This is a genomic window from Kaistella faecalis (assembly GCF_019195395.1).
GTDB classification, from domain to species: Bacteria; Bacteroidota; Bacteroidia; order Flavobacteriales; family Weeksellaceae; genus Kaistella; species Kaistella faecalis.
The window spans coordinates 927,692-951,762 of sequence record NZ_CP078067.1; the positions used below are offsets into that span (position 1 = coordinate 927,692).

Genomic DNA, 24,071 nt, shown 5'->3' on the forward strand with positions numbered 1-24,071 from the left:
AAAATTATGGCCATGAAGAAAACGGCGCAGGATTATATTTTCGTAGGGCTGCAGTTGATGCTTTTCGCCGGCTATGTCTTTGAATGGCTTCCAAGGGTGAAAGTTCCGGCTGCGGTTACCGTTTCGGGAATGGCTTTGGCGGTTCTCGGACTCGCCATCGCCGTATTTTCGGTAATTCACCTGAACCGAAGCCTTACCGTTTTTCCGACGCCTAAAAAAGGAGCCGAACTTATTGAATCCGGCCTGTACCGATGGGTAAGACACCCGATTTATACCGGTATCATCCTTCTGGTGTTTGGATATGCAGCAGGCACCGGGTCTGTACACAAACTCATCATTGCCTTCGGTCTGCTGCTTCTTTTCTATCTGAAATCCACTTACGAGGAAAAGCAGCTCATAAAGAAATATACCACCTATGTGTACTACCGCAGGAGGACCGGAAGATTTTTCCCAAAATTATTCTAAGTTCAATCGCTGATTTATCAGGCAAAACATTCCTTAGAATCTGATAAGGAATGCGATATGAAATCCGGCGGCGTACCCGTCATCGGCAGACCGTTCTGCTGCCATTTCACCAGACCGCCCATCACGGATGATACGTCCGCAAAACCCCTTTCAGCAAGAAACTGAACCGCTGTTCTGCTGCGCAGGCCGTTGTTACAGATGAGTAACGTTTTTCTGTTTTTATCCAAAGTCGGAAGTTCCTCATCGAATTCACTGAAAGGGATATTCTTCAGATTTGGAAAAACTCCGCGGTAGGTATTGAATTCAAACCGCTCGCGGATATCGAGAAGCAAAAAATCTTCTCCTGACGAAGAAAGATGGGAGGGGCAAATGCTGTTCATTTCTTTTTTTACAAAGTTCGTTTAAATCCCTTCGGTTTCCTGTTACCTTGGTTACATAAAGAAATAAAAATACTCTGAGTTTCATTTTTTGTTTTTAAGCTTGGCAATAAGCTTCAGCAGGGTATCCCTGTTTTTCGCTTCGTGGTAAAAGCGCGGCAGTTTTTCAAGAAGGGTAAAGTGGGTGCGGTCTTTGTGTTCGCGCAGCATGGCAGAAATATAAGCTTCCAGATAATCCAGATGTTCGCGGTTAAATGCGACGAACGCTTCATTCTTAAAAGGTGCCGTGTACCACAACTCCGCCTCGAAATAATGGTGAGCTGCCATTACTGAATGCCCGCTTATTCCCACCACTTCAACTGCTGTACCGGCGATTTTTGAATAGCCGCAGTGAAGACAGTAGAGCCGGACTTCCTTTTTTTCATGGTCTGCTTTTGCTGTGGCCTTCTTCCCGCAACCCGGACATACCACATCCACGTGATCATGGAAATGGCTCAGGCGATGATTCTGGTTCGAGAAACGTTGGGTCATAGGAAATTGTTTTGCTGTAAATGTATTAATGTTTTTTGAACTTAAATTCAACCGGCTGCAATTCAATATTATCAGTTATTTTTGTACAGTGATATCAGGATTTATTTATTAATCTATATTGTGAGTTTAGGACGGGTCAAACCCCAGTCCCATTCATGGATACTTCATGGATACTTCATGGATAGTTCATGAAAGTGAAAATAAAAAACAGGCAGAAAATGACAGGTTTGTGGAGTTGGGATCCTCCACCTTCGGGTGCCTCAGGCATCGGTCAGAATTTCTTTGATGATGCAACAGCTCCGGACCCTGAGGCTCTCGAAGGGTCATTGGGCTCAATGGTCAATGGAGGCGCTATCGGTGGCTGAGGCTCTCGAAGCCACCATTACCAATATCACGGTACGCAATGGCCAGCTCCGGTAAGAGTTCCGGCGTCCCGTTAATAAGTGCTTCTTTTTTATTCTGCTCCAGCCCTGTACTTGTTTCTCGCGGTAAAAAGCATCATCGATACGGCTGTACTCTTCGTAATAAATAAGTTTAACCGGAAGTCTTTTTCGCGTATGGTTGGCACCTTTACCCGCCTGATGCTGGCCCAGGCGCAGCTCCAGGTTATTGGTGCTTCCTGTATAATAACTTCCGTCTAAACAAAGTAAAATGTACATGTAGCCTTTCATGGTTATCGTTTAATATTTGCAGCCTCCGCGTAAATCAGATTGTGTATCCTCCGCCTTCGGGTGCCTCAGGTATCGGTCACTGACCATCTGTGATCCTGAACAGATTCCGGACCGCGGGCGACGCGTCAAGCGATGAGATTCTACCGCTTACATTTTTGTTTCGTACCGGTGAAACTTTTGTTTCATCCTACTGAAACTTTTGTTTCATACCAGTGAAACTTTTATTTCACACGGTTGAAACTTTTGTTTCACTATAGTGAAACTGTATTTTCGTCCGTACAGAATGAACTTCACACTGCGAAACGGGTCTCACCATACACCAGAAACTCCTCCACACCATGCTTACGGAAGATCTCCTGAATATGATGCTGGGTTTCAGGATCCAGCCACCGTTCGTTGCGGAGATGACGGTAATACGTGCTGTGGCCCATCAGTAAGATAAGCTCCGTTCGGATTGTCGCCAGTGTGGCATGCGGCAGTCTTTCGAGTACGCTGCTCAGCCCGCGGGTATAAAGCTGCGGTTCGGCCTTATAAAGCCATCTGCATTTTAAAAGATCCTGGCTTTTCAGCGCTGAAGGATTAAGCAGGCTAAAAGTGGTAATCTGCTGCGGCGCAAGCGTGAAAGCCCGAAAACGCAGGCAGACCGCACTGTGCGGACATTCGCTGAGCATGCAGTGGTGAAAGTGGGATGGAAAGCTTTCGTAGGTTAGCATGGGAATGTTTTTAGATGAGTCTTACAATATTATTCAAAAAAGACCAGACTTTCAAATGGTTAGCGTATTTTATTTGACGTAGCAACAGACTCTGAGGGCCCTGAGGACCCTGAGGCTCGAAGGATCCGTGTTATCATGTACCCGATCGTCGCTTTCTGGAACCAACAGACAAAATGAAGATGCTGCACAATGGGGAAAAATACTCAAAACTTTGAGGGGTTACTGACACCGGAATTCAGTAATAAATCCTAACTTTGAGTTTGTAACCCCTTAAAAATCAAGTTATGGAAGCAAAATCAGCCACCGAAATGGTGCAGCAGGCAAAACAGCAGATCGACAACCTGACTCCTGAGCAGGTACAGCAGGAACTGCAGAACGGAAGTGCAACACTCATTGATATTCGTGAGGGCAATGAACTAAAGGAAAGCGGCAGGATAGCCGGTTCGGTACACGCCCCACGGGGTATGCTGGAGTTTTATGCGGATTCGGGTCTGCCCTATCACAAGCCGGAACTCAGCAAGGACAGGAGGCTGATTCTGCACTGCGCGTCTGGCGGTCGGTCGGCATTGGCTACCGCAACCCTGAAACAGATGGGTTTTGAAAATGTAGCCCATCTTGAGGGCGGAATGAAAGCCTGGAAAGAAGCGGGATTGCCTTCCGAGGACGCATAATCACGTGCCGCATGTAAGTTACTTCGGCCGCAGCAAAATTGATCTTTGTTTGCCCCATCTGCGGCAACGGGTACATCCTCCTGGAGGAAGTACAGTGCCACCAACTGGGGTCCACGAAGCCCCGACGTCCGCTATCCTTTTCCATCAGAAACCTTAGGAATCGTTTCCCATTTTCTTCGGGAGTTGTTGCGGAGTTGTTGCCGGATCCTTGCCAAAAGAAGGGTGTTTTCGCAACAGTTCCGCAAGGAGTCCCGAACAAGTCTGCAACAAAACCCCTCAGTTCTGAGAAAAGAAAACCAGCTGAACAGTCATCAGCCGGTTTTGTAGGATTAAAAAATGTACTGACTTACCCAAAGCCAAAGCGTGATGAAAGCGGAGCAACACTCTTCCCAATCACTCCGCTTTTCCATGATTATTATTTCTTAATCACTTTGCCTGAGGCCATCACCATTCCTAAAGTGTTTTTCACCTGATACAGGTAAACGCCGGGTTTGAGTGCTGTCGGGTTCAGCACATTGGTTCCTTTCACCAAAGCGTGGCTGCCCTCCATTTTGCCTGTCATATCGTAGAAATGTACGGTGGCTTTATCCTCTGCAGTAACGGTAAGTACCTCCCTGAAGGGATTCGGATATACGGAGATGTTCTTTTTCAGAGGATCTGCAGTTGCGAGTGCACCAAGATTCATCACCGCGAAAGGAGAAAAACTGCTGATGCTGCTTCCGGTAATGGTGTAAGGATTGCTGCCGCTCACCGCACCGGAGTTTTCAGCCGTCCAGGCTCCGTTTACATAATGTCCGACGGTCGCATTGTTTGGGTTAAAGGTTCCGTTCTGTTGTGAACCATTCCAGCCCAGTGAGATGGTGGCATTGCTTCCGCCTGGGGTACCTTCGGAGATGTCCCAGGTTGCATTCACCGCACCGCCTGGCGCGTTGGCAATTCCTTCAGAGACTTTCACTGAAAAAGTATCAGAAGTTCCGGAGTTCGCCAGCGTTACAGGATTGTAATTGTTGGCTGTCCCAACCGGAAGGTTTACCATTCCCCGACCGGCATCTACATTTTCGACATTCACGGTGCCGGTACCGTTGGTGACGATGTAATTATTGGTGTTACCGCCGATGATATTGGAAGATGTTCCCTTGAGATTCACAGAATTGTTATTCAGCGTAATTCTTGAATTTAAATTTAAGTCCCCTGCAAGGTTTAAACTGCCGGAAACAATATGAAGTGGCGCATTGAGCGCAAGATTTCTTGCTGATGCTGCAGATGAAATTTCAACATCCGAACCAGCAGGAACCAGAGTGTCTTCAGAAGAAAGCGGCACCACCCCAGTATTCCAGTTGGCGGGAGCGTTCCACGAATTGCCGGCTGACCTGTTGAAGGTATAGTCACCCTGAAACTGGTACAGCTTCATCGCATTTCCCAGGCCTGCAAAAAAATACAGATTCCCGTTTAATTCATGAAAGCCAAAAGGATTGGAGCCGATGTTATTAGTTCCCTGCATCAGCGTAATGATATCAAAGGTTTTTACGGTCTGAATGCCGTCGGTGCGGTGCGGTTCCGCGAAATCATTATTTCCGGACATACTGGCGGTTCCACCAGCATACCAGGCAGTACCTTTATAATCGACGAGATTTCCTGCGTTATAGGCACCTGTAGAAACAATTAAGTAACCGTTTTCCTGATAATTGGTCCGGAAGATGGTTTTCTGGTTCATATTAAAACAGTAAAAATTCTCATTGGTTTTGGAAAACATGGAGCCCGAACTCGTTCCCGCATCTACGGCGTCAGCAGGCGAAAGCTGCACGGTGCCGCCGAGCGTTCCATCGGTGCGGTATAGCGTATGCCGGGTGTTGTCGGAAGCGTTATGCAAAGTTGAAAAGAGGAGATAATCATCCGTGGACGTGAGATTAAAAGTCGTGAGACTGTACACATTATTGGTAAGCGGCGAGGTGTTGGTAAAAATTTTTGTTCCGGAAGGCGTACCGTCGGAGGACCATAACTCTACCCCATTGGTTTCATCAAAACCCATAAAATAGAGTTTGTTTTTAAACGCCGCCATGCGCATAGTAGCTACAATAAAAATATTCGGAACATCAATCAGTTCTACGCTTCCCGTAGTGCCGCTGATTTTCCACAATTTAAAATCGGAAGCAAAATAAACGTCATCATTCAGTCTTGTCAGTGCATTAGCGGATTTATCAGCAATCATTGAGGTACCAGCAGCAGTGCCGTCCGTTTTCCATATTTTTCTGCCATTACTGCCTGTATATCCGTAAAAGTACATTTCATTACCACTGAGGGAGCGGTTTGCTGCTTCATATTGGTCAGTGGTGATGGATATGCCTTCAGTAGTCGCTCCCCGTTCATCGAACCGTTTCAGCAATACAGTTCCTGCGTCTGTACCATCCGACTTCCAGAGTTCATCATACTGAACATAGGGACTGTAACTTTTATATACATAGACGTGAATATAAAAGTGATCCTTTGCGGGAATTATGGCCTTTATTGCAGCGCTTAGAACACCGGAATGCCCTAAATTTTTAATCACCTTTGTTCCAGCGTCGGTTCCGTCGGTTACTGCTATAGCGACACTGGGCGATACCGTTACCCCGTAGTAGTGTTTACCGTTCCAGCGGTTGTTCTGCCAGATGAAATGCTCGTTATCGGTAGGTCTTAAACCCGTTGCAGATACGTCTTTCACAATTGTAAGCTGGGCGCTGCCTGTAATGCCCAGCATCATTAAACTGAAAAGTAGAATTTTTTTCATGTCTGAATATTTTAAAAGGTAAAAAACCCGGCGGATTTCAGGGTCCGCCAGGGTAGGAATACATCAAAATTTATTTCACTGGAATATCTGTAAAGGTGCCGTACACTGAGGTAACGGTTCCGCTCGTCCAGGTGGCCTTGAAGGTACCGGAAGCCTTGCCGTTCGCATTGGCGGTGATGACGACTTCGCCGGTTGCGGGAGTAGCCGTATTTCCGTCAAAATAAAACGCATTGGTGGCATTTACGGGATAGGTCGCAGGGGCAACTCCGGAAAGGTTGAACTCAAACACCGTTCCCGAAGTTGCCGTGGCACCCGTAAAGGCAAAAATAGATTTGTACTGCGTACGCACTTCCGAAGATCCTGCGGTTTTAAGGGGTGCCGTGGTGGAGTTCTCACGCCAGGTAAATCCTGCGGAGGCAGGCGGTGTGGTGCTTCCCGGCTCACTGTCTCTTTCGCATCCCGTCATCAGTAAGGTGACTAAACACAGAGAAAAAAACAGGTAATGTAACTTTTTCATAAGAGGAGTTTTTAAAATGATTTCACTGACACAAGATGCCGGTTCACAGCTTCGAAACTAAATGACCTTCCCGGTTTTACTGTTTAACGTCCATTCTCGAAACGAGCAAGCGGTCGCCGTTAGGGGTTTCGCTGAAGAAGTACGTGTAATCACCAATCTGCAGTCGGTTATGCTTAGGGTACAGGTAGTATTTCTTCTTCTCGAGGTCTCCCAGCGTTCTGAATTCCGAAGATTTGCCGGTAGCCAGGTCGAGCTTGCCATATTCAATGCTGTAGAAAGGAGAATAGGATTTGGTTGTAGTAGTTGTGGAAGTTCCTGAAAAGAAATTACTGAAGGTGCTTACATCCGTATCCACATCAATGGCTTTTACAATTTCCATCACCCAGTTTACTGACTTGCCGTCATTACTTTCGATCAGATAACCGATGGCAGGAAAATTATCTGCCGTCATGGGTGAATTGTTAAAGAATCCTTTTTTGTTTTTCTGATCCAGCTGCACCGTATAATTTCTTACAAGATTGCCCTCCGGTGAAAAGTGCAGCAGATACATTCCTTTGTAAATCCGGTCGTAGCTGTCGCCGCTTCTGCTGGTGGAAACTCCGGCCAGTGCGCCCAGCATTTTACCGCCAGGTAAACCGATTCCTTTTCCTTCGGGCTTGTAATCCTGAACACTCAGCATCATGGAGCCATCTTTAAGTATCTGGAAATTATTGGTCACAAATTTCTTGCCGTCGAACTCCAGGGCTTTCTTCATATCGGGCCCGGCTACAGCTTTGCTGTTCAGTTCTGCCATAGGCGTGGCTCTGATCACCGACAGCTGCTGCCCGGAAATCTTGGCGATAATGAAGTCATCATATTTTTTTTCATCCAAAGCATTGTCCAGCGACTGCTGAGACGGTGCCATATCGTCTTTTCCGGAAACCATGTTGGCCATTTTCCCGAGGCCGCCCAGCATACCGCCGGTGGACTTGGCCGCCGCCTGCTCATTATCATCCATACTGGATGGAGATACAGTGGCTCCTAAGATTTCATCGGCATACTTGCCCTCTTTTTTAATGCCCATACCGTACAGGATTACCTCATTTCCTTTTGCATAAGCATTAAGGATGCGGTATCCTGCGGAAGGCGCCGTGAAATTGAACTGCTCTTTAACATTTCCTTCCGGAGAAATCCGGAGATAAGTCAGCTGATTGGGATTTCCTGCGCTGCCTTTGCCATAGATTTTGGTAGGTGCCAGAACCACGATCCAGTCCCGTGGGAAATCATCGTTCGAAACATCGCGGCTATTTTCATCGAGCAGCGGTTTAGAGAATATAGGTTTTACAGGGCTTGGCGTGGCAACGGACGCTATTTTTCTGGACTCACCCGTATTCGAAATCTTCACCAGATCCAGGCTCTGCATGGCCGCACCTTTGGTATAAGGATAAGCCAGGGCGTAAATCGTGCTGTCCCGTTCTACCTCGTACGCGCCGCTGAAAAGGTACTCTTCACCGTTTTCACTGGTGAGTTTCTGGCGGTCGAGCAGTTTCACTCTCTTCACGTAATCCCCGGCAAGCCAGTTGTATTTTGCCTTGATCTCACGCTTTTTGAACATCATTTTTCCTGTGAGGTTGGTGCTTACAGAAGCTGCCGTCGTGGTATATTCATCGCCTTTAAAGTTGAAGAATTTCCATTTTTTCTTTACTTTTTCTACATCCCACTCGTCTTTCATGGTGTTGGTAAGGTTGGCATCTTTGTCGAACGTATAGGCTTCCACCTTCACTTTTCTCCGGCTCGAGGGCAGAAAGTACACCATCTCGAAACCGCCGTTTTCCTTGGCTTCTACACCACCCAGATAGCCTTTCTTGGCTTTGCGGGAAATTTCGTAATCTTTTTCAAGAACATTGAAAGTCGTTTGTTGCGCAGTCGCAAACGAACCTGCCAGTACAAACGATGCAAACAGAAGAGATTTTTTTTTCATCATTTGGGTTTTTTGTTGCGGTAAAGGTAGAGCAAAAGCCACACGGCGATCTACCCGGCAGTGGGTATTTTGAGGACGGCAGGTGAGAAATTTTTAAGCTCATTCGGCCAGCAGGTCGAGATCAGCTACGGCCTGAATAAGCTTGGGAACGGAATGGGTTTCAGTTTTTCGGTAGATGTTTTTGCGGTGGGTTTCTACCGTGCTTTCGCTGATGAAAAGAGCGGTGGAAATCTCCTTATTGGTACACCCATCGATCATCAGTTTCACGATCTGCTTTTCCCGCAGCGTGAGTTTTATTTCCGGATAATCGATGACTTTGCTCTGAAACTGCTTCAGCGCGGTCTCTGCCTCGGTGCTGAGGTGCATATATCCTAAATGTACATCCTTCAGAGCTTTCACCAGATCCTGGCGGCTTATTTTTTTTGAGAGATAACCGTCAATCTTTACTTTTTCTGTCAGTTCATAAACCGTCTTCGGGTCGCAGTTCATCGAGAGGATAATGATTTTGATTCCCGGGAAATCCCGCTTAAGGATTTTGGCACATTCAAATCCGTTGATCGTGGGCATCATCAAATCCATCAGGATGAGATCGGGATGTATTTCTTCTGCCCTCAGTTCGTGCAGAAAATCAAAGGCATCGGTATAGGTTTTCAGGATCGAAATGTTTTTCTCCAGACCGAGAAGCATTTCAATCCCGTCGATAATGATCTGATGGTCATCAATGATAACGACTTTCATAACGCCTCTCCTTTAAACGGTTGGAATCTGGATGAATATTCGGGTGCCCTCGCCCGCCGAACTGTCAATACGCACTTGCCCTTTCAGCAGTTCAATGCGTGCGTTCATATTCTGAAGTCCGAGGCCGTCTCTCTTGTCCATCACCTTCGCAGGGTCAAAGCCTTTGCCGTTGTCTGCGATTTCTGTGGTGATCCTATGGTCGGTCTGGATGACGGAGATATCAATTTTATCAGCACCTGAATGTTTAATGGTATTGTTGATGCATTCCTGAATGATCCGGTAGAGCGTAACCTGGATATTCTGGTCAAGATCGTTGTTGAGCCCCTCAATCTGAAGGTTCACGGTAAGTTTGGGCGATGAGATTTTCTCAATAAGATCTCTTAAGGCATTGGTAAGCGAATTTTTAATGAGCATGTTAGGCATCATCTGATGAGAAAGGGTACGGACATCGTTGATGGCGTCTGCCAGGATACCGGAAGTCCTGTGAATGATCGTATTAAAATTCTCCGAATCATTTTTATAGTCATTCAGCACGCTCACATTCATGTTGGCCGCCGTTAAAAGCTGCCCAACACCGTCGTGAAGGTGGCTGGCCATTCTTTTGCGCTCATTGTCTTCCGCTGTAATGACCGCCCTGGTGGCCAGATCCTGCTGGTGCAGAATGGCTTTCTGGAGTTCGGCTTTCTGGCGGTGCTGCCGGTTGCGGTAGAACACTGCGGCCAGCAGCAGTACGCCTACCAGCGAGAGCAGGGCCACGTTTCTTTTCAGGATTTTGGATTTCTGCTGAAGGATTTCACTGTCTTTTTTCAGGGTCTGGTATTTCTTTTCGAGCTCTGCCGTGCTGCTGCTTACTCCGACATTCACGAGCTCATTATCGAGCGCGATGTATTTCTCAAAATAATACTCTGCGCTGTCCGGCTTTGCCAGGTGATGATACACATTGGTAAGCAGTTTGTAGGTGGAAAGCTGGTTTTCCTTTGAATTTTCCTTTTCGAATAGCGGCAGGATTTTTAAAAGCATGCGCTTTCCCTCCGGATATTTTCCCTGTACAATGAGATGCTGCGCGACGTCGATACTGTTGCTTTCCTGATCGATTTTGGAATTGAATTCTTCGCGCACTTCCTGAGACACCTGCAGGTTTACGGCGGCCAGGGAATCTTTTCGCTGAAGGGTATACAGGTTGCCCAGGTTTCTGTTGGCGAACGAAAAACCCTGTTTGTTGCCTACTTTATTACAGATCTCCGAACTTTTCTGATACTGCAGTTCTGCCTCCGCATATTTTTTCTGCATCTGGAATGCTTTTCCCAGGTTCAGATAATTTTCGCAGAGTTTGTTCTCGATTTCCACGCTTCTTTCCTGAGACTCAAAATATTTTACGGCTTCACCGATATATTTCACCGCATTCGGATTGTCTTTCAGATCGACAAACAGAAGCCCGATATTCGCCTTTGTAATGTTTGCATTTCTGGCATCACCCTTTGCTTCGAAATATTTAAGAGCTTCCAGATACATTTTCATCGCTTTGGTGTACTGAAAGCTGCTTTGGTACACGGAAGCAAGGTTATTATTAAGTTTGGCGATTCCCGCAGCATTCTTCTGCTTTTTCCGGATCTGATAGGATTTCAGATAATGCTGTTCGGATTTCTTAAAATCATTATTCCGGAAATGAACCGCTCCCAGATCGCTGTGAACCTGGGCAAGCAATACCGAATCCTGAAGTTTTTCGGTGGCTGCAATGGCTTTTCTACCGTAGTTGAGGGCAGAATCCACAGAAACACTGGCGTAATACCAGGTGAGATCAGCATACACCGATGCGCGTTTCTTATCGTCAGGATTTTTGGTGAGTTCTGCTTTTAAGTTGCTGATGACCTCAGAAAGATTCTGTGCCTGTAGAACAGGGAACGCAAATAAAAACACTAAGAATAACGCACGTAAGCCAAGGACTTTGGTCAGCCGCAATTCATATAATCTACGGTAACCGGCGGGTTTTCGGTGAGTTGAACAGGACGTGGGGAGAGCTGTTTTCATATTTCAGTTGTTCTTTCCGGCCTTCTTTTTCCGGCATGATGACTCAGGACAAAGTTGTACAAACTGGTGTAAGTTAAAAATACGCTTTTGAGCGTATTTCTGCAAATCACCCCTAAGCGGCTTACAGCCAGTTATTTTTACGCGCCAGCTCCATCATCTCGCTCTTCGACGAAAGGTGAAGCTTCTTATACACATTGTTCACATGAGTACGCACTGTATTGGGACTGATGAAGAGCTGTGCGGCGATGTCGGAATAGCGGTGCCCTTTCACCATCAGTTTCAGGACATCCATTTCTCGCTCGGAAAGCAGCTGGCTTTCGGAAGGGGTGATGTTGGGCCGGTTTTCTTCACATAAAAGACGCATGGCACTTCGCGCAATGGCCGGACTCATGGGGATATTGTCGTAATTCAGCACACTTTCCAGTGCTTCCACAATATTCACGGCCTTGTCTTCCTTCAGCAGATAGCCGTTGGCACCCGCCTTTATGGCCTCGAAAATACGGTCGGTATCTTCGTAGATGGTGAGCACAATAAATTTGAGCTCAGGATATTTAACTTTTGAGATTGAAATAGCCGAGATCCCGTCCAGCAAAGGCATCTCCAGGTCCATGAGTACAATCTGCGGACGTTGAGCCGGTGCAAGTTCTTTCAGTTTTTCCAGATAATCAGCACCGTTCTCTGCCTCCAGCACGAGTTCCACTTCCGCGTAAGGCAAAAGCTTTTCCTTGAGGGTTTTCCGGTTAAGGAAGCTGTCGTCAACGATTGCGAGTCTCATGTTTTTGATGTAAAATTAGTTAAATGACTTCCGGCTTTCAATACGCGGTTGGGCGTATTTCTTCCAGAACCAGAATGCTCCCCTTACCTTCCTCTGATGATAGTGTTGCAGTAAAGCCGATATTTGCGGCTCTGGCCTTTATATTTCCAAGCCCATAGCCTTCATGATGATCATCCGCAATAAATCCTTTTCCGTTGTCCCGCAAACTGATTCTTACCGTATCCCGGGAAATCATATAAAGTTCGGCCTCGGTGGCACCGGAATGTTTCATTACATTCTGCAGACCTTCCTGCAGGATTCTGAAAAGGTTTATAGTGATTTCTGATGGCAGAATCCGGTTGTCCCTGATGTCTTCCTCAAAACGGAGGGTTATGCCGCTGTTTCTGAAGCTTTTCAGCGCGTACTGCTTTACATGATCATAAAAATCTTCTACGGTGATGGTGTCATTGTTCAGCACCCAGAGGGTTTGCCGCAGCAGACCCAGAATACTTTCGGCATGTTCCCGGAGGTCCTCCAGTGCTCCCTTCCCAGCTTTCTCCTCCACCGCAAGATAGTCGATCTTTGAAATCAGGCTGGTGGCATAGGCGCCTATATTGTCATGAAGGTCCCGCGAAATGGCGATGCGCTGATCGCGAAGCCGGTTGTCTTCCTCAGCTTTGGAAACTGCGTACTGCATTTCCAGCTGTTTCGAGATCATATTACTCCGCACCGCGATCACCGCATAAATCAGCGGAAAATAAATGGGCATCCCGATAAGATCCAGGTAAGGTTGCGGCACCTGATAAAAGTAGGTAGCAACAATTATAATCACAAGAAAAGAAAAAACGCAGAAAAGAAGAAGATTGATGAATTCGTGCGACCATTGGATTTTGATCTTTTGGAGCATAGCCAGGGGATCGCCAGGTTGAATATGCAGACGCTTGAGATAGCGTTTTGAAAAGTAAAAATAGATCAGCGGGATGCTCATTACCAGTATGTTTAGGATATTGTACGAAAGATTCTGGGCCGCGTTCACTTCCCGGAAAACCCGCACTTTATCTCCCTCATCCATCTGAACATGATAAATTCCGTACAGAATGGCCAAAAATGGAATAATAAAATGAATCCAGGGTCTTTTGATTTCTCCGCCATTGTTCAGCAACACATAAAAATAGATGGCCGGCCCAAAAAGTAACGGAATAAACGCCTGCAGAAAGAGAAAATCGAAATAAGCCACATCCTGAGTGTAAAACAGGGCCAGATTGGCCATGCAGTTTACCGCAACAATGATAAAAATGGCCGAGAACGAAAGCCTTACCCCTAATTTTTCCTTCGTATTAAGTAAGGTCGGAATAATCAGCAGCGTAAGGATAACAATTACGGTGATGTTGAGGACCAGCACCCACGGGTCTTGAAAATTGATGTTCATACAGTAAGGATATTTATCCGTGATAAAAATATAAAATATTTTGTTTGGAGAGGTTAAGGTTAAGGTCGAGTTTGAGGTTACAGTCTAATGGAGCCGGTATCCGGCCTTCGGGCGAAACAGGCATCGTGGGACGGAATGTTGGGCATGACCCAAACCCTGGAGGGATCGAAGGATTGAAGTGACCGCTCTCAAGACTTCTGGGCTAAATTCTTAACTTTGCTTAAAATGCCGATCTTGGAAAACCCAATAAAGATATTTGACGCGCAGAACATCTTCGATTATATTGAAATCGGATATCCCTATCACCCTAAAAATCCAGCGTTTTTCATCCTGAAAAAAGGACGGGTTGTTTATACTGAAAACGTTGAGAGGATTGAACTGAACGAAAATTATGTAGCCCTCATCGATTCACGCCGGGTCTATGAAATTCTGGAAATCAGCGATGATCTGGAATTGCTGCTGGTCGCATTTTCACGGGAATACACCGAAAAACTGCCTCTGAAAATCAACCGCCTGAATGCCTTCGTATATTTCCGTAACGAACTCCTGCGCCACTTTCGGCTGGAGCGGCAGCCTTTCGACAGTATCTGGAAAACTACCGATCTTTTGAAAAGTGTGCTGGAGAAACAGGAACCCTCCGCGCACCACGACGAAATCATCCGTCACCTTTTTTCTTCAACTGTTTACATGTTTGGCGATATGATTGCCCATGCCTCAAGATTCTCCAAAGATAAAATTTCAAGAAAGCAGGAAATCGCGCTGCAGTTCCTTAAAAACGTAGGCGAATGCTATCTGGAGGAACGGGAAGTGAGTTTCTACGCTGATAAGCAGTTTATTACTTCCAGACATCTTACCGCTGTTCTAAAAGAGGTGACAGGACAAACCGCGGGACAGATCATCGCAGCTTTTGTGATGAAGGAGGCCAAAGCTCAGTTATCCACCACAGAAAAGTCACTTTACGAGATTGCACTTAACCTGAAATTCAGTGACCAGTATTCCTTCGGACACTTTTTCAAGAAACATTCCGGCGAAAGCCCCAACGCTTATCGAAAACGTTTCCGGGGTTAAATCTTACTTTTGAACATTTTATTCATTCTTTCCGTCATTTTATCGGGTGTGCTGCTGAAGTACCTTTGTCCCGTTAAAAATCACGGAACCTATGATCCTAAAAAATAAAATGACTCTGGTAGTCCTGAGTCTGTTTTTTTCCACCGCCAACGCCCAGCTTACAGAGCGAACCATGACTCTGGAGGAAGTGGTGCAGCTGGCTCTGGAAAACCATACCCAACTTAAACTTTCGAAAGAAAACATACAGATCGCCAGACAGCAGACCAAAATCGCGGAACTGCAGAAACTGCCTTCTATTACCGCTTCCGCCAACGCGTTTTATCTTGGTGATGCGCTGATTCTGGACAAAGACCTGTCTAAAGTAGCCACCATCAACATGCCGCATTTCGGCAACACTTACAGTGTGCAGGCTTCTGAGTTGATCTTTAAAGGCGGACTCGTAAAAAAATCCATTGAAATCTCAGCACTGCGGGAACAGCTCGCGGAACTCGATCATGAGAAAGATGCGCAGAACATCAAATTTCTGGTGATGTCGACGTATCTGGACATCCAGAAAATCATCAACCAGAAAAACGTGTACCTCAACAACCGCAAACTCGCTACGCAGAGGCTGGATAACGTAAAGAAATTTTACAAACAGGGTATGGTGACGCGCAATGAAATCATCCGCGGGGAACTTTTAATGAAAAATCTGGAACAGGGAATTCTGGTTCTGGACAATAACCGATCCGCGCTGAACTACCAGTTGGCCACCGCCATCGGCCTTGCACCCGATGTCCTTATTAAACCTTCCGGTTCTTTTAGTGATGCGGGTGAATCCCGGGAACTGCAGTACTATCAGGAGCTGGCGCATCAGAACCACCCCGCTCTGAAATCGGCCCAAACCGGCATCGAGATGGCGGGTAAAAACATCGAAATCATCAGAACCGATAAAATGCCCACCATCGCGGCTTTTGGCGGCTACAGCATGGCCAGACCGGTGACCAGTACAATACCTACGCAGGATTTCTACACCAATACGTGGCAAACGGGAGTTTCTATCAGCTACAACATCGACAACCTGTATAAGACCAAAGAAAAAGAACAGCTCGGAAAGTTTCAGCTGACTCAGGCCAAAGACGTTCTCGTCCTTCAACAGCAGAATCTCGATGTACAGACCAATGCGGCATATCTGAAATGGCGGGAAGCAGTACAACAGGCAAAGCTCTACAAGGAAAGCGAAGAACTGGCGAATGAAAACTATAAAATCATTGAAGCCAAATACCTGAACCAACTGGCGCTTCAGGCCGATATGACCGATGCCACGAACGCCAAACTGGAAGCCGAGCTTCAGTACGCCAACAGCGAAATCAACGTGCAGTACCAGTACTACAATTTAATAAAAACTACAGGAACCTTATAAAAACTACTTAAGATGTCAGAAAAAAATACCGCTACAGAACCTGTTCAGTCAGTAACTGAAACACAGATTTCCACCACACCGGGTGTGGAAAAAGCGTACACCGCTTCAAAAAAAGCAAAGAAAAAATCCAACCGGGTGAAAACCACCGTCATCAATCTCCTCGTGTTCGCCGTTGCAGTGGGCGGATTTTATTGGCTGGTTACGAATTATTTCCATTTGAACGAAGATAATTTCACGAACTCTGCGCAGGTAGAAGAATTCATCAATCCTGTGAACACAAGGGTGGCGGGATATATCAAAGAGATTAAATATAACGAACACCAGGCCGTAAAAAAAGGTGACACGCTTGTGATTCTGGATGAAAGGGAAATCCGCACCCAGCTTGCGCAGGCAGAAGCAGCCTACCAGAATGCGCTGGCTTCGAGAAATGTTACCTCATCTGCCGTGAATACAGTTTCAAATAACGTGAATGTGGCCAATGCCAATATTGCGGGCGCGAAAGCCAGACTGTGGAATGCCGAACAGAATCTGAACCGGTACAGAAACCTTCTGGCTTCCGAAGCGGTGACCAGACAGCAGTTTGATCAGGTAAAGACCGAATACGATGCCACGCGCGCCGCCTATGAAACCCTCATCAGCCAGAAAAACACCGCATCGCTTGCCACCGGTGAAACCCGAAGTCGCCTTGGGGTAAATGATGCGGAAATCAAAAGAACCGCTGCCATGCTCGACATGGCAAGAATCAACCTGTCCTATGCCGTAATTACCGCACCTTACGACGGGATTATGGGCAGAAGACTCATCAATGAAGGGCAGCTGGTGCAACCCGGACAACAACTGGGAACCATTGTACTGAACGGCCAGAAATGGGTGACCGCGAACTTCCTGGAAAGCCAGATGCCCGGTGTGAAAATCGGTGAAAAAATCAATATCACTGTGGATGCTTTGGGCGGAAAAAAGCTTGTAGGTGAAGTCACAGCCATCTCGGCGGCAACGGGATCCAAATATTCCAATGTTCCGGTGGACAATTCTACAGGAAACTTCGTGAAGGTACAGCAGCGGATTCCGGTAAGGATTGAGTTTACTTCAGCTAACAAAAAAGAAGATCTGGATCAGCTGCGTGCAGGAATGAACGTGAATGTGACCTTAAACAAAATCAAATAAATGTCTGATTACAACAAAGGGCTGTTTAAAGACTGGGTTCCCAAACCGGTACAGCTTTTACTCATCCTTATTTTTACCACGCTCATTATGTCCATCAATCCTGTGAACACGGGAAACATCAGCCTGATGGTAGGCGATTTGGGCATCATGCCGGAGTTTATGATGATGGCTAATTTTGCATCGTTTATCGGAATGGCAACCTCGATGCCTTTGGTTTTACGGGTGAAAATGCGTTTCCGCACTAAGGAGATTATGATTGTCTCGCTGGCAGTAACCGCGCTGCTGTCCTTCGTGATTGGTACAACGGAAGTCCCTGAAATTATTGTGGCCGCTTCATTCCTTATGGGATTCTTCAAAATGTTCATGATGATGGAATTCATTCTGCCTTTGATGTTTATTCTGAGTCCGGACGGAAAACGCGGTAAATTTTATGCGGTCTTTTATCCGTTTTCTATTATCGCAGGAAATATTTCAGGATATTATCTGGCCAAACTCGCCTACCATACAACCTGGCAATACGCTCATCTGCTGACTGCAGGCATTTGTCTGCTTATAATCCTGATTGTCGTGATCTTCCAGCACAACCAGCGGTTTGCCCGCAAAATGCCCTTCTCCCAGATCGACTGGCTGAGCACGGTCTTTTTTGCCGCCACTTTTCTCTTCATGTCCTATTTTCTGTCATTCGGCAAGACGCTGAACTGGTTTGAAGCCGAACATATCCGTATTTCATTCTGGGGAACGCTCATCAGTTTTGTACTGCTCGCCCTGAGGCAGCTTACGCTGAGGAGAAGTTATGTTTCATTCGGAATTTTCACCAAAAGCAACGTCCAGAGCGGTCTGCTAATGCTGCTTTTCACCGGTGTATTTCTGGGCGCCGGTTCGTTGCAGAATACCTATACTATTGGAATTCTGGGCTATGATATGATAACCAATGCTTCGCTGAATCTGATGATGGTTCCGGGGGTAATTCTGGCTGGAGTGGTTGCATTTTACTGGTTTAAAAATGAAAGACCTTTAAAGATGTTTATTTTCTCCGGTTTTGCGGCGTTTTTTCTGAATACCGTGATGATGTACTTTATGATGGTTTCGGAACTGAACTACGAAAGCTGGCTGCTGCCTATGATTCTGAAAGGTTACGGTTTAAGTGCGCTCTTTATCGCTGTTTGGTTTTATATTCTGGACAAACTGGAGATGGAAGAAATGCTTCAGGCGATTGGGCTTATTCTGGTTTTCCGGAGTTTTGTGGCTACGGCTGTATTTTCCTCATTCTTCTCCTGGCTGCAGTATCAGTTCCAGTGGCAAAGCGTGAATAATCTCGCCGTCTACATGGACGGTAATCTGATGTCACCGCAAATGGTGCTGTCGGGCTATAAAAGTTTACAGCTCAATGCGATCCTGGTCGCCAACAAAAAAATATACGGTCTGATTTCGATTGCTGCCATTGGAATGATGATCTATGTGCTTCAGCATCATTTCGGAAAACTGAGATTCACAAGATTCCGCTGGACAAAAGCACGCTTCAATGGATCGAAAAGACGGAGACAAGCGAATAAAGAAATCCTTCGGAAACGGGTTGAAGAACTGGAAGATGCTGCGGGTTCTTTTATGTAAACTTTAAAAATTCCTGAGCGTTTCTTATCATACATCAATTTGGGGACCGATTCCTTAGGCTACTTTTGCAACCGAATTAACAACTAATTATTTATACAATGAAAAAATTATCAATTTTGGCCCTTTCTGCAGTTCTGGTTGCTGTATCTTGTAAAGAATCAAAAACCGATACCGTTACCACTGCAACTGAGCAGGCTGTAGCTGAACAAACCGGAGAAACTTTTACCGTAAACACCGACAGCACTACTGTAAAATGGACGGCTTATCATAAAGGCGGATTGAACCCAAGATTCGGAACTACTAAAACCGCAGGAACATTTTCTGTAGAAAACGGAAACCTGGTATCCGGAAGCCTTACTTCAGACCTGAACACTTTAACTACTGACCCGGCTGCGGTTGATCCTGCAATGAGCGACGGAAAAACTTCTGCTGATTTAGACGGTCACCTGAAAAGCGCAGATTTCTTTGATACTGCAAAATACCCAAGCGTGAAATTCGACATCACTAAAGTAGAGGAGCTTGCTGCAGGTACCGAAAGCAAAGTGGCAGGCGCCAACAAAACAGTGAGCGGAAACCTTACTATTAAAGATAAAACCGTAAACGTAAGCTTCCCTGCAAAAGTGGAGGTTACTGAAAACGGATTAACCCTTGTTTCAAACTTCACCATCAACAGACAGGACTGGGGACTTGCTTACGGTACTGAAGGAGATCCAAAAGACTGGATGATCTCTCAGGAGGTTGATCTTGAACTTAACGTAGTTGCAGGTAAATAATCTCCTGTTAACCAAAATCATAAAGACCGCTTTTTTGTGGTCTTTTTTTATGGTTTATATTCAGCATCTTGAAGACATTAAGGTACATTAACAGACTATTTTTTAATTTTTGGTAAAAAATTTGATTACTGTTACGGATAAAATAATCTTTTATTGCAAAAGCAATCAATAACACTAAAAACCTCATTCCAATGGAAAAAGTATCGTTAAAAAAAGTAGCAGCCATGATGAAAAACCTTGATTTCTGCATGATGGTGACCAAAGACGGGCGCAACACGCTCCACTCCCGCCCCATGAGCAACAACGGAGAAGTTGAATACGACGGAGATTCGTGGTTTTTTTCGTACCGGGATTCCAACAAAGTCAAACAGATCGAAAACAATCCGATGATTTCACTGATCTTCCAGACGGATGATATGACTTTTGTCGACTGCTATGGCATGGCAAGCGTAACAGAAAACCGAAAAATGCTTGAGGAAAAATGGGTAAAAGGTCTTGAAATGTGGTTCCCGGATGGGATTGAGACCGAAGGCATCTGCCTGATCAAAGTATCGGCTCACCGGATTCAGTTTTGGGGAAAACACGGCGACGGCGAATACAGAACAGAATAATACTCATATAAACTGATGAATTTTGATAAAAAGCAATAACTCCAGAAAGCAAGGATACGATAGCGAATAAAAAACTGAAAAGAATATAAAAGAAACTGCTGCGGTACATAATTTCACATTGGGATGATTTTTGCTCATGCGGTGGTATTAAACTTTAACTATGAATGCGACGATGATTCAGTTTTTCCACTGGTATTCCGATGGAGACGGTAAATTATATGACGAAGCTGCTAAGGCTGCCGACTATTTGAAGGAACTGGGAATTTCAGCGGTCTGGTTTCCGCCAGCATACAAGGCCGATGGCGGCGGTTATTCCGTAGGTTATGATCCTTATGACCTCTACGATTTAGGTGAATTTGACCAGAAAGGCACCATCCCCACAAAATACGGAACCAGAGAACAGTATATTGCAGCATGTAATAGGCTTCAGGAAAAAGAAATTTCTGTCATCGCCGACATTGTGCTGAACCATAAAGCCGGAGGCGACGAAAAAGAGAAATTTCACGCCGTAAGAGTAAATCCCGAAAACCGCCAGGAAAATATTTCCGAACCTTTCGAGATTGAAAGCTATACGAAATTTACGTTCCCGGGACGTGGCGACCAATATTCCGATTTCAAGTGGGATTTCAACTGCTTTTCCGGCGTAGATTATGCTGAAGGCGAAGAACCGGGAATTTTCCAGATTATCCACGATCACGGTGACGGCTGGGAAGAAATGATTGATGACGAAAAAGGCAATTACGATTATCTGATGTATAACGACATCGAGCACCGAAACCCTTTCGTGCGGGAAGAACTGAACAATTGGGCAGTCTGGTATCATGATCAGATTAAGTTCGACGGCGTCAGGTTGGATGCCGTAAAACACCAGTCTCCAAAATTTTACAAAGAATGGCTTCAGCTGCTGAGGTCTAATACCGGCAAGAACATTTTTGCCGTTGGTGAATACTGGGCGCCCGGCGAACTGTATTTACTGGAAAAATATATTGAAGCCACTGAGGGCTGTATGAGTCTGTTTGATTCTTCGCTTCAGCATAATTTTCATCAGGCTTCGCTTGCAGGGGAACATTATGATTTAAGGACGATTTTTGATGAAACCCTCACCCAGTCCAATCCTGTTTTATCCGTAACCGTGGTTGACAATCACGACACCCAGCCTCTGCAGGAACTGGAAGCGCCCGTAGAATACTGGTTTAAACCTATCGCCTACGCCCTGATTTTACTCAGAGAAAGTGGTTATCCCTGTGTATTTTATCCGGATCTTTTCGGAGGTCATTATACCGATAAAGACAAAGAAGGCAACGACCAGGAAATATTTCTGAATAAGGTTGAAAAAATTGAAGAACTCTTAAAAGCCAGAAAGCAGTTTGCCTATGGCGCTCAGCGTGATTATTTTGAAGACGCCAACTGTTTGGGTTGGGTTCGCGAAGGTGATAATGAACATCCGGTTTGCGCTGTGGTTTTAAGCAATAAAGAGGCGTATGAAAAACCCATGGAAATGGGCTCGCAGTATGCCGGTAAAAACTTTTACGATTTCCTGGGTTGGTTTCCCGATGAGGTAACCATTGATGAAAACGGCTGGGGAATCTTTCCGGTACCTGCGGGAAATGTGAGTGTTTGGGTTCCAAAACCAGATAGCGAAATACATTCCTAAAAAGTATAATTAAGGAAGTTTGACACGCGAAAATAAATGGTATAATAATATTCTAATTTTTAATTTATTAGATATTATTTTACTATTTTTGTTTTTTCAACTTAACATAATAAAATGAATTTTGAGCGCATTCAGGAAAAACTTGAAATACTTGCAGATGCAGCCAAGTACGATGTTTCCTGCTCTTCCAGCGGAGGCAACCGGAAAAACAAGGGAGGTTTAGGCAACAGCCATGCTTCCGGAATTTGTCACACCTATACCGAAGACGGAAGATGTGTTTCGCTGCTCAAAATTCTATTGACCAACCACTGTATTTATGATTGTGCATACTGTGTTTCCAGAAAAACCAATGATGTAAAACGCGCCGCTTTTACCGTGGAAGAAGTCGTGGATCTTACCATTAATTTTTACCGCCGGAATTATATCGAAGGCTTATTTTTAAGTTCAGGAATCTTTAAAGACTCCGACACCACGATGGAAAGGCTGGTTCGCGTTGCAAAAAAATTGAGACTCGAACATAATTTTAACGGTTATATTCACCTGAAATCAATTCCCGGCGCGAGCGACGAACTCATGAAAGAAGCTGGATTATACGCCGACCGCCTTTCAATCAATATTGAAATTCCTACGGAAAAAGGCCTGAAACTTCTGGCTCCCGATAAGTCGCATTCAGAAATGCTGAAACCGATGAGTCTGGTAAAAAATGAACTGATCTTATACAAAGAGGAGAAAAAAATCTTCAGGAAAGTTCCGAAATTTGCTCCCGCAGGACAATCCACCCAAATGATTGTCGGCGCAACGGATGAAACCGATTTGAAAATTATCAAAGTTGCGAATCATTTTTATCAGAATTTCAATATGAAACGGGTCTATTACTCCGGTTACGTGCCCGTGTTGGAGGACAGCAGACTCCCTTCAATTTTCTCCCAGGTTCCGATGCAGCGCGAAAACCGACTGTACCAAGCGGACTGGCTCATGAGATTTTATGGTTTTGAAGCGAATGAAATTCTGAATCCCACAAATCCTTTTCTTGATCTGGAAATCGATCCGAAATTAGCCTGGGCCTTGCGAAACCGCGAAAAATTCCCGGTGAATATCAATACTGCTTCCAAAGAGATGCTGTTAAGAATTCCGGGCATCGGAACTAAATCTGTTGGCAAAATTTTAATGGCAAGAAGATTCCAGAAACTGAATATTGAACACCTGAAAAAAATGGGCGTAGCCGTAAACCGCGCCAAATATTTTGTAGAATTTGAAAGCACCAATATTTTCAACCGGTTTATCGATGAGCAGAATTTCAGGAAAATTATCCTGTCCGGAATGAATTCGAAATACCAGAATCCTTTTTCCCAGCAGCTTTCGCTTTTCTGATGACGACTTTAGTGTACGACGGTTCTTTTGAAGGTTTAATGACCGCTGTTTTCGAGGTTTTCGAATACCGGTTCGAACCTGTGGAAATCGTAAGCGCGGAGCATTACGCTGAAGATATGTTTTCTGAGTTTCATAAAGCCATCAGCGACAGCGAAAAAGCTGACCGTGTCATTAAAAAACTAGAAAACAATTTAGGAAAAAACGGCGTGAAGCAGCTTCTGCTTGTCTATCTTTCCGAAAGACCTGACTCGGGAAATTTAATTCTTTCCGCAGTAAAACAGTCGGTTAAAAATCCGGAGGAAAATATTCTGCAGAACTTTGCCGATTCCGATATCATGGAAATTTCGAAAATATGCAAAAGTATGGGTCGCGAAATTCACCGACTGCATGCATTTGTGCGTTTTGAAAAACTGGAAGACGGAACATTTTTTGCGAAGATTGAGCCTGATTTCAACGTACTTCCTGTGGGTTTTAAGTTTTTCAAAGACCGCTACGCAGACCAGAAATGGATGATTTATGACCTGAAAAGAAATTTCGGTATCGTGTATGATTTGCAACATACAGAATTCTTCTATCCCGAAACGGAACAGTTCAGTACTCTTAGAAATTCCGAACTTCTTCATCACGAAGAAGAGAAAAAATACCAGAAACTTTGGCAGCGTTATTTTACAAAAACCAATATCCCAGCAAGAAAAAACCTGAAACTTCACGTGCAGCATGTCCCGAAACGTTACTGGAAATATCTCACGGAAAAATTTTAATTATTATGAATTTTAAGAAAGATTTAATAGAAGAC

24 protein-coding genes are annotated in these 24,071 nt (G+C 45.2%); 13 read left to right on the forward strand and 11 right to left on the reverse strand.

Annotated features, from left to right (window positions below; all coding sequences use genetic code 11):
- Window positions 1-12: 12 nt before the first annotated feature.
- Window positions 13-465 carry a methyltransferase family protein gene (locus KTV93_RS04455; RefSeq protein WP_218250119.1) on the forward strand — a complete coding sequence of 151 codons (453 nt, stop codon included), beginning with the start codon at window positions 13-15 and terminating at the stop codon, window positions 463-465.
- Between the two features lie 17 nt (window positions 466-482).
- Here the strand turns inward: KTV93_RS04455 and KTV93_RS04460 are convergent, their stop codons facing one another.
- Both KTV93_RS04460 and KTV93_RS04465 read right to left on the reverse strand, forming a co-directional pair.
- Window positions 483-845 (reverse strand): rhodanese-like domain-containing protein, encoded by a 363-nt coding sequence (locus tag KTV93_RS04460; RefSeq protein ID WP_218250120.1) that lies wholly within the window; start codon window positions 843-845, stop codon window positions 483-485.
- Between the two features lie 81 nt (window positions 846-926).
- Window positions 927-1,373 (reverse strand): hypothetical protein, encoded by a 447-nt coding sequence (locus KTV93_RS04465; protein ID WP_218250121.1) that lies wholly within the window; start codon window positions 1,371-1,373, stop codon window positions 927-929.
- A gap of 188 nt (window positions 1,374-1,561) precedes the next feature.
- Between KTV93_RS04465 and KTV93_RS04470 the strand changes: the two genes are divergently transcribed.
- A complete protein-coding gene (locus KTV93_RS04470) occupies window positions 1,562-1,738 on the forward strand; it encodes a hypothetical protein (protein WP_218250122.1) in 177 nt (58 codons plus the stop codon).
- Here KTV93_RS04470 and KTV93_RS04475 read toward each other — a convergent pair.
- A complete protein-coding gene (locus KTV93_RS04475) occupies window positions 1,706-2,032 on the reverse strand; it encodes a GIY-YIG nuclease family protein (RefSeq protein WP_230259207.1) in 327 nt (108 codons plus the stop codon). The two genes, KTV93_RS04470 and KTV93_RS04475, sit on opposite strands and share 33 nt — an antisense overlap.
- Window positions 2,033-2,334: 302 nt before the next feature.
- Window positions 2,335-2,757, reverse strand: coding sequence for a DUF6078 family protein (locus KTV93_RS04480; RefSeq protein WP_218250123.1), 423 nt, complete (start codon window positions 2,755-2,757; stop codon window positions 2,335-2,337).
- 284 nt (window positions 2,758-3,041) lie between these two features.
- Between KTV93_RS04480 and KTV93_RS04485 the strand changes: the two genes are divergently transcribed.
- Window positions 3,042-3,428: a rhodanese-like domain-containing protein gene (locus KTV93_RS04485; RefSeq protein WP_218250124.1), complete on the forward strand. Its 387-nt coding sequence runs from the start codon at window positions 3,042-3,044 to the stop codon at window positions 3,426-3,428.
- A 38-nt stretch (window positions 3,429-3,466) separates the two neighbouring features.
- Entirely contained in the window at window positions 3,467-3,901 is a 435-nt protein-coding gene (locus KTV93_RS04490) for a hypothetical protein (protein WP_218250125.1), read from the forward strand.
- Here KTV93_RS04490 and KTV93_RS04495 read toward each other — a convergent pair.
- The 7 genes from KTV93_RS04495 to KTV93_RS04525 all read right to left on the reverse strand — a co-directional run bounded on the left by KTV93_RS04495 (window position 3,844) and on the right by KTV93_RS04525 (window position 13,621).
- A complete protein-coding gene (locus KTV93_RS04495; protein ID WP_218250126.1) occupies window positions 3,844-6,195 on the reverse strand; it encodes a T9SS type A sorting domain-containing protein in 2,352 nt (783 codons plus the stop codon). The two genes, KTV93_RS04490 and KTV93_RS04495, sit on opposite strands and share 58 nt — an antisense overlap.
- A gap of 70 nt (window positions 6,196-6,265) precedes the next feature.
- The gene (locus KTV93_RS04500) at window positions 6,266-6,712 is read right to left on the reverse strand and encodes a hypothetical protein (protein WP_218250127.1); all 447 of its coding nucleotides are present in this window, start codon (window positions 6,710-6,712) and stop codon (window positions 6,266-6,268) included.
- 76 nt (window positions 6,713-6,788) lie between these two features.
- Entirely contained in the window at window positions 6,789-8,675 is a 1,887-nt protein-coding gene (locus KTV93_RS04505) for a hypothetical protein (RefSeq protein ID WP_218250128.1), read from the reverse strand.
- Between the two features lie 96 nt (window positions 8,676-8,771).
- Window positions 8,772-9,410, reverse strand: a complete 639-nt coding sequence (locus KTV93_RS04510; RefSeq protein ID WP_218250129.1) for a response regulator transcription factor — start codon at window positions 9,408-9,410, stop codon at window positions 8,772-8,774.
- Window positions 9,411-9,422: 12 nt separating this feature from the next.
- A complete protein-coding gene (locus tag KTV93_RS04515; RefSeq protein WP_482183701.1) occupies window positions 9,423-10,928 on the reverse strand; it encodes a tetratricopeptide repeat-containing sensor histidine kinase in 1,506 nt (501 codons plus the stop codon).
- 631 nt (window positions 10,929-11,559) lie between these two features.
- On the reverse strand, window positions 11,560-12,213 hold the full coding sequence (locus tag KTV93_RS04520) for a response regulator (RefSeq protein ID WP_218250131.1): 654 nt from the start codon (window positions 12,211-12,213) through the stop codon (window positions 11,560-11,562).
- 37 nt (window positions 12,214-12,250) lie between these two features.
- Window positions 12,251-13,621, reverse strand: coding sequence for an ATP-binding protein (locus KTV93_RS04525; protein WP_218250132.1), 1,371 nt, complete (start codon window positions 13,619-13,621; stop codon window positions 12,251-12,253).
- Window positions 13,622-13,855: 234 nt separating this feature from the next.
- Here KTV93_RS04525 and KTV93_RS04530 point away from each other — a divergent pair, with 234 nt between their 5' ends.
- From KTV93_RS04530 to KTV93_RS04570, 9 genes are all read left to right on the forward strand, one after another.
- Window positions 13,856-14,689, forward strand: coding sequence for a helix-turn-helix domain-containing protein (locus KTV93_RS04530; RefSeq protein WP_218250133.1), 834 nt, complete (start codon window positions 13,856-13,858; stop codon window positions 14,687-14,689).
- Between the two features lie 91 nt (window positions 14,690-14,780).
- Complete coding sequence (locus tag KTV93_RS04535) at window positions 14,781-16,091, forward strand: TolC family protein (protein ID WP_218250134.1); 1,311 nt, start codon at window positions 14,781-14,783, stop codon at window positions 16,089-16,091.
- A gap of 12 nt (window positions 16,092-16,103) precedes the next feature.
- Window positions 16,104-17,255: an HlyD family secretion protein gene (locus tag KTV93_RS04540; RefSeq protein WP_218250135.1), complete on the forward strand. Its 1,152-nt coding sequence runs from the start codon at window positions 16,104-16,106 to the stop codon at window positions 17,253-17,255.
- Window positions 17,256-18,866 carry an MFS transporter gene (locus tag KTV93_RS04545; RefSeq protein WP_218250136.1) on the forward strand — a complete coding sequence of 537 codons (1,611 nt, stop codon included), beginning with the start codon at window positions 17,256-17,258 and terminating at the stop codon, window positions 18,864-18,866.
- A 98-nt stretch (window positions 18,867-18,964) separates the two neighbouring features.
- Window positions 18,965-19,639 (forward strand): YceI family protein, encoded by a 675-nt coding sequence (locus KTV93_RS04550; RefSeq protein ID WP_218250137.1) that lies wholly within the window; start codon window positions 18,965-18,967, stop codon window positions 19,637-19,639.
- A gap of 191 nt (window positions 19,640-19,830) precedes the next feature.
- A complete protein-coding gene (locus KTV93_RS04555; protein WP_218250138.1) occupies window positions 19,831-20,250 on the forward strand; it encodes a pyridoxamine 5'-phosphate oxidase family protein in 420 nt (139 codons plus the stop codon).
- A 160-nt stretch (window positions 20,251-20,410) separates the two neighbouring features.
- Window positions 20,411-21,904 (forward strand): alpha-amylase, encoded by a 1,494-nt coding sequence (locus tag KTV93_RS04560; protein ID WP_218250139.1) that lies wholly within the window; start codon window positions 20,411-20,413, stop codon window positions 21,902-21,904.
- Window positions 21,905-22,018: 114 nt separating this feature from the next.
- On the forward strand, window positions 22,019-23,275 hold the full coding sequence (locus KTV93_RS04565; protein WP_218250140.1) for a putative DNA modification/repair radical SAM protein: 1,257 nt from the start codon (window positions 22,019-22,021) through the stop codon (window positions 23,273-23,275).
- Window positions 23,275-24,036 carry a TIGR03915 family putative DNA repair protein gene (locus tag KTV93_RS04570; RefSeq protein WP_218250141.1) on the forward strand — a complete coding sequence of 254 codons (762 nt, stop codon included), beginning with the start codon at window positions 23,275-23,277 and terminating at the stop codon, window positions 24,034-24,036. The genes KTV93_RS04565 and KTV93_RS04570 overlap by 1 nt, the downstream gene beginning before the upstream one ends.
- The last annotated feature ends 35 nt before the right edge of the window (window positions 24,037-24,071 follow it).